13 protein-coding genes are annotated in these 16,531 nt (G+C 65.0%); 6 read left to right on the top strand and 7 right to left on the bottom strand.

Annotation, left to right across the window (positions count from 1 at the left end; genetic code table 11):
• Positions 1–4: 4 nt before the first annotated feature.
• Genes ACZ1JC_RS03245 through ACZ1JC_RS03230 form a run of 4 tightly spaced genes read right to left on the bottom strand, consistent with a single transcriptional unit; the run spans position 5 to position 6,124 of the window.
• On the bottom strand, positions 5–1,162 hold the full coding sequence (locus tag ACZ1JC_RS03245) for an acyl-CoA dehydrogenase family protein (RefSeq protein WP_465139335.1): 1,158 nt from the start codon (positions 1,160–1,162) through the stop codon (positions 5–7).
• Positions 1,159–2,079, bottom strand: coding sequence for an enoyl-CoA hydratase (locus ACZ1JC_RS03240; protein WP_465139336.1), 921 nt, complete (start codon positions 2,077–2,079; stop codon positions 1,159–1,161). Before ACZ1JC_RS03240 ends, ACZ1JC_RS03245 begins: the two co-directional genes overlap by 4 nt.
• Entirely contained in the window at positions 2,076–4,172 is a 2,097-nt protein-coding gene (locus ACZ1JC_RS03235; protein WP_465139337.1) for an acetate--CoA ligase family protein, read from the bottom strand. Before ACZ1JC_RS03235 ends, ACZ1JC_RS03240 begins: the two co-directional genes overlap by 4 nt.
• Positions 4,169–6,124 (bottom strand): flavin-containing monooxygenase, encoded by a 1,956-nt coding sequence (locus ACZ1JC_RS03230; RefSeq protein WP_465139338.1) that lies wholly within the window; start codon positions 6,122–6,124, stop codon positions 4,169–4,171. Before ACZ1JC_RS03230 ends, ACZ1JC_RS03235 begins: the two co-directional genes overlap by 4 nt.
• 299 nt (positions 6,125–6,423) lie before the next feature.
• On the opposite strand from ACZ1JC_RS03230, the gene ACZ1JC_RS03225 reads away from it, so the two are divergent.
• Positions 6,424–7,152, top strand: a complete 729-nt coding sequence (locus ACZ1JC_RS03225) for a TetR/AcrR family transcriptional regulator (RefSeq protein WP_465139339.1) — start codon at positions 6,424–6,426, stop codon at positions 7,150–7,152.
• Positions 7,153–7,176: 24 nt separating this feature from the next.
• On the opposite strand, the gene ACZ1JC_RS03220 is transcribed toward ACZ1JC_RS03225, so the two are convergent.
• Positions 7,177–8,031 carry an amidohydrolase family protein gene (locus tag ACZ1JC_RS03220; RefSeq protein ID WP_465139340.1) on the bottom strand — a complete coding sequence of 285 codons (855 nt, stop codon included), beginning with the start codon at positions 8,029–8,031 and terminating at the stop codon, positions 7,177–7,179.
• A 188-nt stretch (positions 8,032–8,219) separates the two neighbouring features.
• Here ACZ1JC_RS03220 and ACZ1JC_RS03215 point away from each other — a divergent pair, with 188 nt between their 5' ends.
• From ACZ1JC_RS03215 to ACZ1JC_RS03195, 5 genes are all read left to right on the top strand, one after another.
• The gene (locus ACZ1JC_RS03215; RefSeq protein WP_465139341.1) at positions 8,220–9,203 is read left to right on the top strand and encodes an NAD(P)H-dependent flavin oxidoreductase; all 984 of its coding nucleotides are present in this window, start codon (positions 8,220–8,222) and stop codon (positions 9,201–9,203) included.
• Positions 9,200–10,351 (top strand): acyl-CoA dehydrogenase family protein, encoded by a 1,152-nt coding sequence (locus ACZ1JC_RS03210; RefSeq protein WP_465139342.1) that lies wholly within the window; start codon positions 9,200–9,202, stop codon positions 10,349–10,351. The genes ACZ1JC_RS03215 and ACZ1JC_RS03210 overlap by 4 nt, the downstream gene beginning before the upstream one ends.
• Positions 10,348–11,574 carry an acyl-CoA dehydrogenase family protein gene (locus ACZ1JC_RS03205; RefSeq protein ID WP_465139343.1) on the top strand — a complete coding sequence of 409 codons (1,227 nt, stop codon included), beginning with the start codon at positions 10,348–10,350 and terminating at the stop codon, positions 11,572–11,574. Before ACZ1JC_RS03210 ends, ACZ1JC_RS03205 begins: the two co-directional genes overlap by 4 nt.
• Positions 11,564–11,917: a 2Fe-2S iron-sulfur cluster-binding protein gene (locus ACZ1JC_RS03200; RefSeq protein ID WP_465139344.1), complete on the top strand. Its 354-nt coding sequence runs from the start codon at positions 11,564–11,566 to the stop codon at positions 11,915–11,917. Before ACZ1JC_RS03205 ends, ACZ1JC_RS03200 begins: the two co-directional genes overlap by 11 nt.
• Positions 11,918–12,031: 114 nt before the next feature.
• Positions 12,032–13,048 carry an aromatic ring-hydroxylating oxygenase subunit alpha gene (locus ACZ1JC_RS03195; protein ID WP_465139345.1) on the top strand — a complete coding sequence of 339 codons (1,017 nt, stop codon included), beginning with the start codon at positions 12,032–12,034 and terminating at the stop codon, positions 13,046–13,048.
• 15 nt (positions 13,049–13,063) lie between these two features.
• Here ACZ1JC_RS03195 and ACZ1JC_RS03190 read toward each other — a convergent pair whose 3' ends face one another.
• Entirely contained in the window at positions 13,064–13,867 is an 804-nt protein-coding gene (locus ACZ1JC_RS03190) for an enoyl-CoA hydratase-related protein (protein WP_465139346.1), read from the bottom strand.
• A 2-nt stretch (positions 13,868–13,869) separates the two neighbouring features.
• The gene (locus ACZ1JC_RS03185) at positions 13,870–16,371 is read right to left on the bottom strand and encodes a TonB-dependent receptor (RefSeq protein ID WP_465139347.1); all 2,502 of its coding nucleotides are present in this window, start codon (positions 16,369–16,371) and stop codon (positions 13,870–13,872) included.
• Positions 16,372–16,531: the final 160 nt, after the last annotated feature.

The following is a 16,531-nucleotide window of genomic DNA, read 5'->3' as shown; positions in this document are numbered from 1 at the left end:
GGGCCTACTTCGGCAGGCCGAGCATCCGCTCGGCAATGATGTTGCGCTGGATTTCGTTGGACCCGGCGTAGATCGGCCCTGCGAGCGCGAAGATCGCCCCGTCCAGCCAGCCGTCGATATCGCCGGCATCGGGCGCGCGCGCCATAAGCTCCGCGCGCGGGCCGAGGATATCGAGCGCGGTCTGATGCAGCACCACGTCGAGTTCGGACCAGAATATCTTGTTGGTCGAGGATTCCGGCCCGATCTTGCCGCCATCGGCCAGCCGGGAACACATGGCATAGATCGCCAGCGCATAGGCATCGGCGTCCATCCAGCTTTTCGCGACCCGTTCCGCCATCGATGCGGGCAGGGCCTGACGGTGCCGCTGGTAGAGCGCGATCAGCTTGCGCGCTGCCGCCTGATAGCGTGCGGGGCTGCGCAGCAGCAGGCCGCGCTCGAACCCGGCGGTGGCCATGCAGACCTGCCAGCCCTGACCTTCCTCCCCCAAGCGGTCGACCACGGGCACGCGCACATTGTCCAAGAAGATCTCGGCAAAGACTTTCTCTCCATCCATGCGCTCGATCGGGCGGCGGGTGACGCCCGGCGTATCGAGCGGAAAGAGGATCAGGCTCAATCCTTTGTGACGTTCGCTGCCCGGCGTGCGGAACAGGCCGAAGGCCCAATCGGCAAAGACGGCGCGGCTGGACCAGATCTTCTGGCCGTTCAGTACGTAACTGTCGCCTTCGCGCGTGCAGGTCGATCGCACACCGGCCAGATCGCTGCCTGCGCCGGGTTCTGACCATGCTTGTGCCCAGATCATGTCCCCCGCCGCCATCGCCGGCAGGAACCGCGCTTTCTGCTCCGGCGTGCCGAATTCCATCAGCGTGGGGCCGAGCAGGAAAATGCCGTTCTGGTTCACCCGCGTCGGCGCGCCGGCGCGGTAGTATTCTTCCTCGAAGATCAGCCAGCGGATGAGATCGAGGCCGCGTCCGCCGAATTCCTCCGGCCAGGTGACCATGCCCCAGCGGCCCCGGTTCAGCGCGCGTTCCCAGTCGCGATGCGCCTCGAACCCTTCGCGCGTCAGATCGAACGAGGGCAGGGGAGCAGGCGGCACGTTGGCCTCCAGCCATGCGCGCACTTCCATGCGGAAGGCCCGCTGTTCGGTCGTGTAGGAGAGGTTCATTCGCCCTCTTGCTCTTTGGCCTGTTCCCCCGCCTGCTTCTTGTTCGCGGCGGCCATGGCGCGGCCGTCGAGGCCGGCGATGGAATTGCCCTGCACCAGATCGTTCTGGGCATGGGCGAAGTGGTGCATGTGGAACACCGCATCCATCGCCGTGCGCTTGCCGCGCAGTTCCTCGACATGGTTGACTGCCTGCTTGGTCAGCCAGTTGCCCAGGCGCGGCTGCGCGGCCAGTTTCGCCGCCATTGCCGCCGCTTCCTCGCGCAGTTTCTCACGCGGGACGATCTTGTTGACCATGCCGAACTGCTCGGCACGCTGCGCGCTCATCCGCTCGCCCAGCAGCAGGAATTCCTTGGCGACGCGCGGCGGCAGTTCGAAAGCGTGGGCGAAGTATTCGACGCCGGGAATGCCCATGCGGTTGACCGGATCCTGGAAGAACGCATCTTCCGAAGCGACGATCAGGTCGCAGACCCAGGCCAGCATCAGCCCGCCGGCAATGCAGGCGCCCTGCACCATGGCGACGGTGGGCTTGGGAATATCCCGCCAGCGGCGACACATGCCCAGATACTGCTCCTGCTCGCGGGTATAGAGCAGCTCCGCCGCCGGCTTGTTGACATGGCCCGGCACCATCAGCCGGTTGTCGAACGCCTTGTGGAGATCGCGGCCCGGCGTGCCGATGTCGTGCCCGGCGGAGAAGTGCTTGCCATTGCCCGCCAGCACGATGACCTTCACCGCATCGTCCTGCACGGCGCGGTTGAAGGCATCGTCCAGCGCATAAGTCATCTGGCCGTTCTGCGCGTTGTTGAAGTCCGGCCGGTTGAGCGTCACCCAGGCGACCGCTCCGTGCACCTCGTAAAGTACGGGGCTGTCGGTCTCGTACGTGATCTCGACCTTTTTCGGTTCGACCAGATCGTCGCTCATGCCGGTTCCTCCACTCGCGCAGCGCCGGGTTCGGCCAGCAGCACCAGCGCGTCCACCGCCACCGCGCCCTGTCCTTCGGGCAGGACCAGCAGCGGGTTCACTTCCACTTCGCGCAAGGTCTCGCCTCCGGCAAGGACGGCTTGGCCCAGCGCGGCGATTGCGCGGGCCGCTGCAGGAACATCGGACTTCGGCGCGCCGCGATAGCCGTCGAGCAGTCTAAACCCTTTCAGGCTGCGCAGCATCGTTTCCGCCTGCGCGGCATCGACCGGCAGCAGCGCATGGGCGGCATCGTGCATCAGTTCGGTCCAGACGCCGCCAAGCCCCACCGTCAGCATCCAGCCGAACACCGGATCGCGCGTGGCGCCGACGAGGATTTCCACGCCGCCCGCCAGCATCGGCTCCAGCGTCACGCCCTCGATGGAGACGCCCATTCCGCCCGCCTTGGCCATCATCGCGCGGAATGCTTCGGCCACGGCATCGCCGCTATCGAGGCCGAGGCGGATCAGGCCGTGTTCGGTCTTGTGCGCAACCTCGGGGCTGACCAGCTTGGCGACGAGAGGGAAGCCGATCCTTGCCGCCGCTTCCCGCGCTTCGGCCGCGCTCTGGACAAGCGCGTCATGAACCACCGGCACGCCGAACCTAGCGAGCGCCTCCTTGGCCTCGGTCTCGGACAGCGCGGTGCGGCCTGCCGGGATGTCAGGCCAGACGGCGGCGGTGCGGCTTTCGGATGGCCGCGCAGGAGCGGCCTTCTTCCACCGTCCATAAGCGCTGATCGCGCGCGCAGCGCGGTCGAAATCGTCGAAACAGGCGATGCCACTGCGCGCCAGCCGCTCGCGATCCGCCATGGCGAAAGTGTCGATGACGACGATGGCCTTTTCGCTTGCGGTGGCGGCTTTTTCGACCTGTTCGAAGGCCTGCGAAAGAAACGCACCGGGCAAGTAAAGCACCAGCACGTCGATAGTGTCGGGGCTCAGCGCAAGGCGGATGCATTCCGACAGGAAATCGTTGGAATTGACCATGTTGCCGGTCAGGTCGACCGGGTTGGATACCATCGCATGGCCCGGGATCTGCGCGGCGATGCCCTGCTGCACGGCTTCGGGAAAGCCCGGAACTTCCGCCCCGGCCAGTGCCAACGCATCGGCCAAGATGGCCCCGGCCGCGCCGGAAATGCTGAGGATGGCGCAATTGCTGCCGCTTATGCGATCCCCGAAGGCGTGGAGGTAGGCCAGATCGGCCAGCCCCGCCAGTTCGCCGCTGCGGATCACGCCGGCGCGGGCGAAGGCGGCGTCATAGGCGGCATTGTTCCCGGCCAGTGCCGCCGTGTGGGAACGGGTGGCCTCGGCGCCTTTTTCCGATGCGCCGACCTTGAACACGGCCAGCATCTTGCCCGCCGCGCGAAACCGGTCGGCGGCGGCCAGAAAGCGCGCGCCATCGCGCAGTTCCTCGACATAGCAAAGCGCGGAACGGGTGGCCGGATCGCCGGCCAGATGGTCCAGATAGTCGGCCAGTTCGACATCGGCCTCGTTGCCGGTGTTGATCACCTGACTGAAGGCCACCCCGGCACGGCGGGCGATGCGGAACAGCGTTGCGCACATGTTGCCGCTCTGGGTGACGAGTGCGCAGTCGCCGGCAGGCTCGCCGGGCTGGAACGACTGGCCGAAGCTGGTGAACACGCCTTGCGTGAAGTTGGCATTGCCCATCGCATTGGGTCCGGCGATCCGCATTCCCGTGCGCCGAGCGAAATCGACCAGCTCGGCCTGCCGCGCGATCCCTTCAGCTTCGTTGGTTTCGGCATAGCCGGATGCATAGACCAGCGCTGCCGGAATGCCGATCGCGTGGCAGCGCTCCAGCATCGGCAGCACCTGATCGGCCGAGAGTGCGACCACGGCCAGATCCACCGGCCCCGGCACATCCTCGATACGGGCATAGGCCCTGAGGCCCTGCACCGTCTCGTTCTTGGGATTGACCGGATAGAGCCGTTCGAACCCGGCGCGTTTCAGCAGGTCCACCGGAACGCCGCCGATCCGCGTCTTGTTGTCGCTGGCGCCGATCACCGCGATGGAGCGGGGCGAAAGCAGCTTGTCCAGGCTCATGCCGCGTGCTCCCGCGCGGGCACGAAGGTATATTCGCTGGTGTCGAACACTTCCGTCATGTTGCGGTAATCGACCAGCCGCCAGGGTGAGTTGGCGTGGACCCGGCCCTTGCCGTTCTTGTACCAACTGGTGACGCCGGGGTGTGACCAGACGAGGTTGCGGTGCGCCTCGTCCACTTTGTCCTGATAGGCCCAGAACGGTTCTGGCCGCACTTCCAGCGCGCCGCTGCCGGTCTCGATAAGTTCGCGCAGCGCCTGCATGATGTAGCGGATCTGGCATTCCGAATGGAACACCGCGCTGCCGCCATGGGCCAGATTGGTGTTGGGACCATAGATCACGAAGAAGTTCGGGAACTTGGGCACGGTGATGCCAAGGTGGGCGCGCGGATCCTCGTCACCCCATTCGTCGCGGATCGTGGTGCCGTCGCGGCCTTCGATATGGATCGGCCAGAGCATCCGGCGCGTTTCGAACCCGGTAGCGAGGACGAGGATGTCCAGTTCATGCAGGGTGCCGTCCCGCATCACCACGCCGCGCGGTTCGATATGGTCGATCGCATCGGTGACGAGATCGACGTTCGGCCGCGTCAGCATCCGGTACCAATGATTGTCGCGCAGCATCCGCTTGCCATAGGGCGGATAGTCCGGCGTGGCCTTGCGGATCAGTTCGGGGTCATGACCCACTTCCCGGGCGATGTGCGCTTCCAGCATCTTGCGCACTTCGGCATTGGCGGCGTTGAGCGAATGGGCCGGGTCGGGCCAGTCCCAATCGATCCGCAGGTTGTGGTGGAAGGTGTCGGAAGACGACCAGAACAGCTGGAAACGGAACCACTTGGTGTAGAACGGGATATGTTCCAGCACCCACTTCTTGGCCGGGCTGACCGTTTCGAAATAGAGCGGATTGAGCATCGCCCAGTGAGGCGATCGCTGGAAGATCGTAAGGTTGTCCACCACCGGCGCAATGGCCGGACCCACCTGCATGCCCGAAGCGCCGGTGCCGATCATGCCCACCCGCTTGCCTTCGTAGCGCACCGAATGATCCCAGCGGGCGGTGTGAAACTTGGGGCCGGCGAAGTTTTCGAGGCCCTTGATCGCGGGCAGCTTGGGGCGGTTGAGCTGGCCCATCGCGCTCACCAGCGCGTTGGCGTCGATCGTATAGGTCGTGCCGTCCTTGCGGCGCACTTCGATGCGCCAGAGCAGGGCGGCTTCGTCCCAATGCGCGGAGAGTACTTCCTCCTCGAAACGGATATCTTCGCGAATGCCGCCGCGCGCGGCGTTGCGCTGGATATAGGCCTCGATCTCGTCGCCCTTGGCGAAGAAGTGGTTCCAGTCCGCATTGTTGTCGAAGGAATAGGAGTAGAAGTGGTTGGCGGTATCGACGCCGACGCCGGGATAGGTGTTTTCATACCAGGTGCCGCCAACTTCGTCATTCTTCTCGATCACCACGAAGGGGATGCCGGCTTCCTTCAGCTTGATCGCCATGCCGACCCCGGAAAAGCCCGCGCCGATCACCACGACCTGGAATGCTGCCAGCGTGCGCGGATCCGGCTGCCGGCGCCAGCGCACCGTCTTGGGGTCGCAGTCCGCCAGATCCATCTCCTCGATGACCAACGGGTGGTATTCGCGGGGGACTGGCTGGCCGGTGCAGGCATCGAGCATGCGCGCCAGCAGGTCCATCGGCGGCGTTACCGGCAGCGGACGCGGATCGGCGGCGTAAGTCGCCAGCACATCGGCCACCGCCTCGCGCAATTCCGCCTTCAGCGCGGGCGGGGTTTCGTCATGGAAGCTCCACGGCCCCTTGATCCACGGCGCAATGCGGTCGAGCCACGCCGGGTCTCCACCAAGGTGCACCAGCACCATCAGCAACGGCGCGGTGTCTGCCGCCTCCAGATGCTTCAGCAGCGCGGGGCGATCCTGAACCAGCAAGCGCAGGGCTTCTTGCGAAGTGTCGATCATGGGCAAGCTCTCGCGGCAAAATCGGTCTTGTTCTCGGGCGACTTTCACGGCCCGCCATTTCCGACCTATCGGCTGGATCATATATTGCAATACGTCATGCGCATTAATCGTTTTGCATCGCCCCGCCGGTTTGGTGCGATTGCCCGCGAATGATGCTTCATTGCGCCGCGATTGAGGATAATTATGTGAAAATCTTGTCACGCGTTGCATTTTCGCACATGCCTGACTGCAAGAGGCTCATGACCTCGGCAGGCTGCCCCCGCGACACTGCGCGCAAGGCCGGTGAAAGGAGACGTTTCTTGACTGCACGCGTGACCAGGCCGCAGGGCCGCGCTTTGGGCGCTTCGGCCTCGACCAAGACGCGCAGCCCCCGCAAGCGCAATCGCGCCGGGCGGCCGACTGCCGACGAACTTGAACGCCGCAAGCTGCGCGTGATGGACGTGGCGACGGAGATGTTCGTCGAACAGGGCTATGCCGCCACCACCCTGCTGGACATTGCCAAGCGCGCCGGTGTTGCCACGCGCACACTCTACCAGCACTTCGGCGACAAGGAGGCGATCTTCCATGAAGTGATCTTCGCGCGCGACAATGCCGTGGTGGAAAAGCCGGAACTTGCAGAGGGGGACAGCCTTTCGGCCGCCCTCCACCGCAGCGCGCAATATTGCTTCGAAGTGGCGCTGCGCCCGCGCTCGATCGCGCTGATGCGGTTGATGATCGCCGAAAGCGCGCGCTTTCCCGAACTGATGAGCAAGGTCGCCACCACGATCTTCGCGCGCTTCAAGGGCAATCTGGCCACGTTCTTCAAGGAACTGGCCGAGGCCGGCCTGATCCCCGCGGGCGATCACGACGAATCCGCCTCGCTCTTCGTAGACCTGATGCTGGGCAACCAAACGGTGATGATCTACTTCGGCTGGCTGCAATCGCCGCCGTCCGAGAAGGACGTGGAGAACAAGATCGACCTGTTCATTCGCGGCCGCTTCGGCGCCGATTATGCCGTGGCCTCAACCGGCAAGCGCAAAGCAGGTTGATGCAGGATCTGACGCAGGCCGGGGTCAGCCGACCGGAAGGTTGAGCACCCTGGCTGCGTTTTCGTAAAGGAACTTGCGCCAGACGCCGTCCCTGAAGGGCACGTCGTCCATCTCCGCGAAAATGCGCGAAAGTTCCAGGCCCATCGGGAAGTATCCGCCGTACATCACCTTATCCGCGCCGCGCGAATTGGCGAAGCGGATGATCGCATCGGGCCAGTAGCGTGGGGCGAAGGCGCTGGTCGAATAATAGAGGTTCGGCCACTTCAGCAGCAGTTTCACCGCAAGGTCTTCCCACGGTTCGGCGCCGTGGCGCATCACGATCTTGAGTTCGGGCAGGTCGTAGCAGACCTCGTCCAGATGGCCGACGTATTGCGGCATCATCGGCACGCGCGGGCCGGGTACGCCCACATTGATGAAGATCGGCAGGTCCAGTTCGATGCACTTGGCATAGATCGGATAGGCGCGCCGATCGTTGATCGGCACCGGCGGCTGCTGGCCGGAGGGAAAGAACGACACGCCCCGAATGTGCCCGGCGTCGAAGTCGCTCTGGATCAGCCGCACGGCATCCATGCCCTTGTTGGGATCGACCGGGCGCAGCGCCACGAAGCGATCGGGAAAGCGGCGCAGCGCTTCCGCCGCGCGATCGTCGGACATGTGGATCACACCGGTGCGGACATTGTGCGCGTCCATCGCGCGCAAGGTCTCCTCGATCGCCGCGACCCGGTCGTCCGCCTCGGTCAGTTCCTCCGGAATGTCCTTGAACATGTATTCGGCCGGGTGCCGCGTCCAGTCGCCCTTGGTGCTGGCGACGCCCATCTGATGCGTGTCGCGAAAGCCGATCAGGGTGTCGATCACCGGTATGTCGCGCGGGCGGGGCATGGGCGCTTCCTTATGGCTGCCAGCGCTTTCGCAGGCTGTCCCGACTGGTATTGCAACATGCAAGGAGTATTGTAAAGCTGACCTCAAGAAGGGCGGACGGGCTTGGTGTATTACCCACCGATCCGCCTGAAAACCCGAGGGAATCTGCCGAAACCGCAAGGTTTGACCGGCGGGATTTGAGGAGTGGAATGGCAAGCGAAAGGGCCGCCTTGATGGACCGTAAGGTGCTTCCGGCATGGAACAAGGACTTGCGCGCGCCAATCATCGCGGCACCGATGTTCCTTGTCTCGACGCCCGCGTTGGTGATCGCCCAGTGCACGGCAGGGATCGTCGGAACGCTGCCCGCGCTCAATGCGCGGCCTGTCTCGCTCTTCGCCGAATGGCTGGCGCAGATTACCAAGGCGCTCGCGCAGTGGAATGCCGTCCATCCGGATCGGCCGGCGGCGCCGTTCGGCGTCAATCTGGTAGTTCACCGCAGCAATCCCCGGCTGGAGGAAGACCTTGCGCTCTGCGAGCAATTTCGCGTGCCGCTGGTGATCAGTTCGATGGGCGCGCGGGAGGATGTGAACGCACGGGTTCAGGCCTATGGCGGGATGACGCTGCACGACGTGACCAGCAATGCCCATGCCCGCAAGGCGATGGACAAGGGCGCGAACGGGCTGGTCGCCGTGGCGGCGGGCGCAGGCGGTCATGCGGGCACGCTGTCCCCTTTCGCGCTGGTGGAGGAAATTCGCCAGTGGTTCGATGGCCCGCTGGCGTTGGCCGGGGCAATCGCCACCGGGCGCGGCGTGGCGGCGGCGGAGACGATGGGGGCGGATTTCGCCTATCTCGGCTCGGTCTTCATCGCCACCGAGGAATCGAGCGCGCCGCTCGCGCAGAAGCAGGCGATGCTGACCGCTCAAGCGGCAGACGTGGTCTACACGCCGGCGTTCAGCGGCACGCCTGCCAATTATTTGCGCGCCTCCATCGCCGGGGCCGGGTTCGATCCCGACGCGCTGCCGGCTACCCGGCGGGAACTGGAAGTGGGCAATCAGGGGCGCGCGGCGAAGACCTGGAGCGAAATCTGGGGCTGCGGGCAGGGCGTGGGCGCGGTGCGGGCGATCGAACGCGCCTCCACCGTCATCGATCGACTCGTCGGCGAATATCGCGCGGCACGGGGGGAACGGATGTGAATTTCGATTATACCGACGAGCAGAAGGCGCTGAAGGATGAAGCCCGGCGCTTTCTCGCCGCCGTCTCTCCGCTGACGGTGGTGCGCGCGGTGCTCGATGCGCCGCAAGCGGGATACGATCCCACGCTCTGGGCGCGGATCGGCGAGCAGGGCTGGTGTGCGGCGGCAATCCCGGAAGAGTTCGGCGGTCTTGGCATGGGCCATGTCGAACTCTGCGCGCTGGCGGAGGAACTGGGGCGTGCATTGGCGCCGGTGCCGTTCGCCTCCACCGTCTACCTGTTTGCGGAGGCACTGCTGATCGGCGGCTCGCGCGCCCAGCAGGAGGCTCTGTTGCCGCGCATCTGCACGGGCGATCTGATCGGGGCAATGGCGCTGAGCGAAGGGCCGGGCGTGTTGCGGCCCAAGGCGCTGACGACGCGCTTCGAGGATGGATGCCTTACGGGCACCAAGCTGCCGGTTACCGATGGCCTCTCGGCAAGCCATGCGGTGGTCCTGGCGCAAGGGAATGACGGGCCGGTACTGTGCATCGTCGATCTGGCGGCGGATGGCGTCACGCGCACCGGGCTGGACAGTATCGACCCGACACGGGGGGAGGCGCGTCTGGTGTTCGACCGCGCGCCCGCAGAATTGCTTGGTCGAGCCTCCGACGCACTTTCGCTGCTATCCCGCATCGAAGACCGGGCGGCGGTCCTGCTCGCGTTCGAGGCGCTGGGGGGAGCGGACCGCGCTCTCGAAATGGCGCGCGACTATGCGCTGGAACGCTATGCTTTCGGCCGGCCTATCGGCAGCTATCAGGCGATCAAGCACAAGCTGGCGGATGTCTTCGTGGCCAACGAAGTGGCGCGGGCCAATGCCTATTATGGGGCTTGGGCGCTGTCCACCGATGCGCCGGAATTGCCGGTGGCCGCTGCCGCCGCGCGCGTCGCCGCCTCGCGCGCTTATTGGCTTGCCGCCAAGGAGAACATCCAGACGCACGGCGGCATCGGCTTCACGTGGGAGGCGGACTGCCATTTCTTCTATCGCCGCGCCCGCCATCTGGCGCTGACGCTGGGCGCGCCGCGCGACTGGAAACGGCGACTGGTCGACCGGCTGGAACAACGACTGGCGCAGGAACAGGCCGCCGAAGCCGCGAAGGAGATGGCCGCATGAACTTCGACGACAGCACCGAAGAGGCCGCCTACCGCCACAAGGTTCGCGCGTGGATCGCCGCCAATGCGCCGGACATGCGCGGCCTTTCGCCCGAGGAGCGCCGCAACTGGCATCCCCGGCACAAGGAAATCGCCCGCGAATGGCAGGCGACCAAGGCGGCAGCGGGCTATGCCTGCATCTCCTGGCCGCGTGAGCGCGGCGGCGCGGGTGGCACCACGATCGAGGAAGCGATCTTCAATCAGGAAGAGGCGCGCGCCGGCGTTCAGTTCAGCTACTTCATGACCGGGTTGCACATGCTGCTGCCCGCCTTGATGGAGCATGGGGCGGAGGAGGCTGCGCGCGATCTGGTGCCCCCGGCGGTGCGCGGCGAGACGATCTGGTGCCAGCTCTTTTCGGAACCTTCCAGTGGGTCGGATTCCGCCGGTGTGCGCTGCGCGGCAGTGCGTGATGGCGATCATTGGGTGATCAACGGCCAGAAAGTCTGGAATAGCGGCGCTCAGGCGGCCGATTACGGGTTGCTGGTCGCGCGCACCAACCCCGACGCGCCCAAGCACAAGGGGCTGACCGTGTTCTGGCTAAACATGCGCGAGCCCGGCGTTGAAGTCCGCCCGATCCGCATGATGTCGGGCGATGCCGAATTGAACGAGGTGTTCCTGACCGAAGTGCGCATTCCGGACAGCCAGCGCGTCGGCACGGTCGACGGCGGCTGGAAAGTGGTGATCTCCACGCTGATGAACGAACGCGCGGCGCTGGGTTCTGGCACCGGGCTCAACTGGCGGGACGTGATGAAGCTGGCGGGCAAAATCCCCTCGTTCGACGGCACCGCGCTCGACGATCCGGCGTTCCGCGAATGGCTGGCGGACTACTACGTCCAGTCGGAGGCGATCCGGCTGACCAGTTTCCGCACGCTGACCTCGCTTTCGAAAGGCCATGCGCCGGGGCCGGAAAGCTCGGCCGGGAAGCTGCTGTGGTCCGGCACCACGCAGGAGATGGCGGGCGTGGCGCTCGATCTCATGGACCATTACGGGCTGATCGACGATCCGGAACTGGCGCCCGCGCTGGGGGCGTTCCAGCACCGTTTCCTCTGGGCGCCGGGGCTTCGGCTCGGCGGCGGCACGGACGAGATCATGAAGAACATCATCGCCGAACGCGTGCTGGGCCTGCCGCAGGACATCCGTGTCGACAAGGACGTGCCGTTCCGGGAGATTCCTCGTGGGCGCTGAGATCGGGGAGGACCGGCTGGCTGTGGCCGATGTGAAGCTGAACGTGATCGACCGCAATGGCGCCTCTCACGACTTATCTGCCGCAAGCGGGGCCGTGCTGATGCATGTGCTGCGTGAACGGGTGGACCTGACGCTGGGCACATGCGGGGGGGCGATATCGTGCGGCACCTGCCTCGTGCGGATCGATCCCGCATGGTCGGCCCGGCTCGACACGCCGGGCGAGGATGAGGCTGAAATGCTCGAAGCGTTGGGGGCGGAAGGGCCGGAGCAGCGGCTATCCTGCCAGATCGTGCTGGACGGCGCGGCGGACGGTGCGGCGCTGACGATATCGCCGGAAGAATGAATCGGGTGAATGTCATTTTGACTCGCGCCGGGTGCATTTGGTATGATCGGCTGAAAGGGCAGCAAGGCGCGCGAACAGGATCGCGCCGGGCCCGCTGGAGATGAGGAGCAGGACATGATGGCAGCGTCGCAAGCCAGAACGCCGGGCGCGACTTCGCGCGGATATGCGGATCTGCCGATCCCTTTCGGCTGGTTCGCCGTTGCCATGTCGCACGAGCTGGTCGCCGGGCAGATCGAAACGCTGCACTATTTCGGCACCGAACTTGTGCTCTGGCGCGGTGAGGACGGCGTCGCCCGCGCGGTCGATCCCTATTGTCCGCATCTGGGCGCGCATCTTGGCGTCAAGAGCGAGGTGATCGGCAACGACTTGCGCTGCGCGTTCCACCACTGGAGCTTCAACGGGCAGGGCGGGGTGACCGACATTCCCTATACCAAGCTGGTCCCTCCCAAGCTGAAGCGCGGCTGCCTGCCGGCCTGGCATGTGACCGAGGCCGATGGAGTGATTTACGCCTGGTTCCACCCGCGCAAGGCCGCGCCCAAGTGGGACGTGGCGCGCCTGCCCGAATGCCCGGACGGCGAATGGGTGCTGGCCGAAACGCACGAATGGGTGATCGACATCCATTGTCAGGAAATCACCGAAAACGGGCAGGATCATGCACATTTCAGCGCGGTCCACGGCGTGCCCAAGGCGCCGGCGGGTGAGTTCCAGCTCGATGGCTGGGTGCGCCACAATCGCGTCACGGCAGAGATGAACACGCCGCGCGGGCCGATGACCGGGATCATCGATGTGCGCGCCACCGGGCCGGGCCAGTCGATCGCCGAATATATCGACGTCACCCATGTCGTGCAGTCGCAGCAGGTGACGCCGATCGATTCCGAACGCACGCACTTGCGCTGGCAGATGTACCATATCCCCGGCCTCAGCGAGGGGCGGCTGCGCGTCACCAAGGCGCGCATGCGCGATCTCGTGAAGCAGGTGCACGAGGATATTCCGATCTGGAATGCCAAGATCTTCCGGGAGCGTCCGCTGCTGGTGGAAGGTGACGGGCCGATGCTGGCCTATCGCGAGCAGTACAAGCGGTTCTATCGCTTCGACGAGGACGAACCGCAGCCCGAAACCGCCGCCGCCTGAGAAGGCAGGCGGCGATCAGTCGAGGAAGGCGAGGCCCTCCGCCAGCGGCGGAAACTGCGGCGCTCGCCCCTCGCGCCAACTGGCCACGCCTTCACGGAAGTCGGCCTGCCCGGAGGCTTGTTCCAGCAGCGTTTCGGATCGGGCGTAGCTTCCGGCGAAGTCTTCGGAAAGATCGGCGCGTAGCTGCCCCTTGATCGCTTGCATCGACCATGGCGAGCATAGCCGCGCCAGTTCGCGCGCGTAATCGAGCGCGGCGGGCATCAGTTCGTGGGGTTCCACCACGCGGTTCACCAGCCCGATCGCCCCGGCTTCCTCCGCGCGCACCAGCCGGGCCGAGAGCAGCATATCCGCCGCGTTTCCAGTGCCAACAAGGCGGGGGAGCAGCCAGCTCATCCCGAATTCGGCCGAAAGGCCGCGCCGGGCATAGGCGGTCGAGAACTTGGCTTCGGTCGAAGCGAAGCGCAGGTCGCAGCACAGCACCTGTTGCAGGCCGATCCCGAAACAGGCGCCGTTCACCGCCGCGATCACGGGTTTCGCAAGGCGCAGCGGCAGCGCATAGTCGGGCGATGCGGTGATGGCGGCATCGCTGGCGGCGGCTTCCGCCAGCTTCTCTCCATCGCCGCCCACGCAGAATGCCTTGCCGGCGCCGGTCACCACGATCACCCGCACATCGGGCGATCGGGCGGCCGCCTCCAGATGGGTGAAATAGGCGGCACCCACTGCGCGGTTCCAGGCATTGCCCTTGTCCGGCCGGTTGAGCGTCAGGGTAAGAATGCCGTCCTCAAGATGGGCGAGGACGGCATCGTCTGTTTCGCTCATGGTCAGAACTCGAACGTCAGGTCCGCGCCATATGTCCGCGCGGACTGATAGTTGGCGGAAGCTTCGAAGCCGGCATTCAGCAGTTCGAACGTGCGCGAGCGGTCGTTGGTCAGGTTCTTCGCCCAGATCGCGAACTGCGCCTTCGGCCCGCCAAGATCGATATCGCGCAGGGCGATGCGCCCATTCAGGATCCAGGTGGACGGCGCATACATGATGTCCTTGAAGACCGGCACCAGTTCCCCGTATTCGGGGTTGCCGTACATCGCCATGCGCGACCGCCAGGTGGCGTCCACGCGCAGCATCAGCGTGGCATCGCCCATGATCGGATCGGTTTCTGCCTGCCCCCAGAGGCTGCTGGTCCACTTCGGGCGCAGCGTCGGCACATAATCGCCGAAATTGGCGGCCACCAGCACCGGATCCGGGTTCTTGAACTTGGTATCCGAATAGCCAAGGCTGCCGCCGAGCGTCAGGAACCGAACGGGGCGGGCGGTGGTCTCGAACTCTACGCCGCTGTTCTTCACTTTGCCGCCCTGCGGATAGATGAAGGTGCCGATCAGGTTCGAAAAGCCCGGAATGCCCACCACATTGTCGATCAGCGATCCGAAGCTGTTGCCGCCCTGCGCCGTCTGATAATTCTTGTAGGTGACGGTGTAGACGGCAAGGTTCGCCTGCAGGTGCCGGTCGAACAGCGTGGCCTTCACGCCGCCTTCCCATGATGCGGCGGTTTCCGGCTTGAAGGCGATGCCGGCCACCGACCCGCCCGAAACGAAGGCGTTGGAGAACTTGCCGTAGACCAGCAGGTCCCGGTTCGGCTGATAGTTCAGTCCCAGCAGGAAGTTGGGCTTGGTCTTCTTGTAATCGAAGGACAGCGTTTGCTCGGCCCCGCCGGCGTTGGGATTGTTGAACAGGAAATCGCCCCACTTGTGATCGCGCGTGATGCGTGCGCCGCCCACCACGTCAAGCGTATCGGTCACGTGGAGTTCGGCCTGGACATAAGCCGCCAGCGACGTCGCCAGGTTGGTGGACTGGCCCTGATTGCCCAATGGCAGCACGCCATAGGGAAACACGCTGAAAGATACGGTGTTCTGCATCCCCAGCGGGCCGCCGTTGCGATCCTTCGAATGGAACCACAGGGCGCCTGCCGTCAGCGTGACCAGATCGGAATTGTAGTTGACCTGAAGCTCGTCGCTCCACTGGCGGGCGACCGCCTCGGGCGCGGTGGCCAGGATCACGAAAGGCTGCCCGACCAGCGGCGCCACCTGAGCGGCCACTGTCGGGATCAGGCCGATCTTCTGCGCGGTGGTCAGCCCGGCAAAGGCCGGGTTCGAGAACACCGCGAACGTCGCATAGGGCACGATCGCTTCCGACGTGAACGGCAGCGAGGAAACGCCGTCGAGCGGGCTGGCGGAAAAGACGTAGGACTTGCGATAGGCGAAGATGTTCTTGATCGTCAGATTGTCGGCCGCGAGGAAGGTGCTGGTCAGGTTATGCCCGGTAACGCGCTGTTTGGTGCCCACCGCAAAGGCGTTGTTGACCACTTTGGGCCGCTTGCCGTCCGGGTAGGTGTAGACCGGGAAATCCTGGTTGTTGACGATGGCGCCGATCAGATCGCCGATCAGCGGGTAGGCGGCGTTGTAGCCGATGAAGCCGGTGCCTTCAGGCGTGGCGTCGTCGCGGAAATGGTCGAACTTGTAAACGGTGCTGACACGGTCGCTCGGTTCGAACTTCACCGCCGCGAAGTACGACTGCCCGTTGTGGCTGCCCAGATACTTGGGCGAACGGTCGATCCCGAAGTCCGATGCGGAGGCACTGCGGTCCCACAGTTGCCCGGCGTTGGCATTGCGGATGTCGCCGCGCCGCTGGGAGTGCAGGAATGTGAAATAGCCGCTGAACGGCCCGATCTGCGGCGTATTGACGCTGACGCGCATCCGGTACTGGTCATAGTTGCCGACGGTGAATTCGCCCTTCACGCCCATTTCCCCTGTGGGATCGCGCGTGGTGATGGAGATGGCCCCCGCCGTGGCATTGCGTCCGAACAGCGTGCCCTGCGGGCCGCGCAGCACTTCGATGCGCTGAACGTCCGGCAGTTCGAAGATCGTGCCGCGCGGCGAACTGAGGTAGACCCCGTCGAGATACATGGAGACTTGCTTGTCCGATCCCGGAACCACGCCGTAGCTGACCGCACCGCGGATCGTGAACGAGGGGAGCTGCGATCCGCCCGCCGACGTGCGCACGGTAACGCCCGGGGCAAGGCCGGAAAGGTCGGTCACCGTCACCACACGATTGGCCTGAAGCGTCGATTCCGACAGCGCGGTGACGGCAATCGGCACGTCCTGAAGGCTCTGTTCGCGCTTTTGCGCGGTAACGATGATCTCTTCCAGCCGTGTTTCCGGCGGACTTGTGGTTTGCGCTTTCGCGGCCACCGGAACGGCCAGCGCCGTGGTGATCGCGGCCACCGATACGGTATCCGCCAGCAGTCGTCCGCCAAATCGACGTTGAGCCATGATCGCATTCTCCCAGACCGGGCGCCCCGCTGTTTTCGCGAGTTCGCCTCCCCCAAAAAAAGGCTTACGCATCGGCCGGATGAAGCCATCAACCGGTCCTGCGATATTTGAAATGCACAAGCAGAAATCTATTAATAGGCATAGCCGAGTCTGGGTTTAT

The sequence above is a fragment of the Sphingomonas sp. BL-S-28 genome (genome assembly GCF_055521515.1).
This window is presented reverse-complemented; position numbering and strand designations above follow the sequence as displayed.

Excerpts from the sequence above, each read along its gene's own strand:
- ACZ1JC_RS03245 (WP_465139335.1), bottom strand. The coding sequence starts at position 1,162 with ATGAACCTCTCCTACACGACCGAACAGCGGGCCTTCCGCATGGAAGTG.
- ACZ1JC_RS03240 (WP_465139336.1), bottom strand. The coding sequence starts at position 2,079 with ATGAGCGACGATCTGGTCGAACCGAAAAAGGTCGAGATCACGTACGAG.
- ACZ1JC_RS03235 (WP_465139337.1), bottom strand. The coding sequence starts at position 4,172 with ATGAGCCTGGACAAGCTGCTTTCGCCCCGCTCCATCGCGGTGATCGGC.
- ACZ1JC_RS03230 (WP_465139338.1), bottom strand. The coding sequence starts at position 6,124 with ATGATCGACACTTCGCAAGAAGCCCTGCGCTTGCTGGTTCAGGATCGC.
- ACZ1JC_RS03220 (WP_465139340.1), bottom strand. The coding sequence starts at position 8,031 with ATGCCCCGCCCGCGCGACATACCGGTGATCGACACCCTGATCGGCTTT.
- ACZ1JC_RS03215 (WP_465139341.1), top strand. The coding sequence starts at position 8,220 with ATGGCAAGCGAAAGGGCCGCCTTGATGGACCGTAAGGTGCTTCCGGCA.
- ACZ1JC_RS03205 (WP_465139343.1), top strand. The coding sequence starts at position 10,348 with ATGAACTTCGACGACAGCACCGAAGAGGCCGCCTACCGCCACAAGGTT.
- ACZ1JC_RS03195 (WP_465139345.1), top strand. The coding sequence starts at position 12,032 with ATGATGGCAGCGTCGCAAGCCAGAACGCCGGGCGCGACTTCGCGCGGA.
- ACZ1JC_RS03190 (WP_465139346.1), bottom strand. The coding sequence starts at position 13,867 with ATGAGCGAAACAGACGATGCCGTCCTCGCCCATCTTGAGGACGGCATT.
- ACZ1JC_RS03185 (WP_465139347.1), bottom strand. The coding sequence starts at position 16,371 with ATGGCTCAACGTCGATTTGGCGGACGACTGCTGGCGGATACCGTATCG.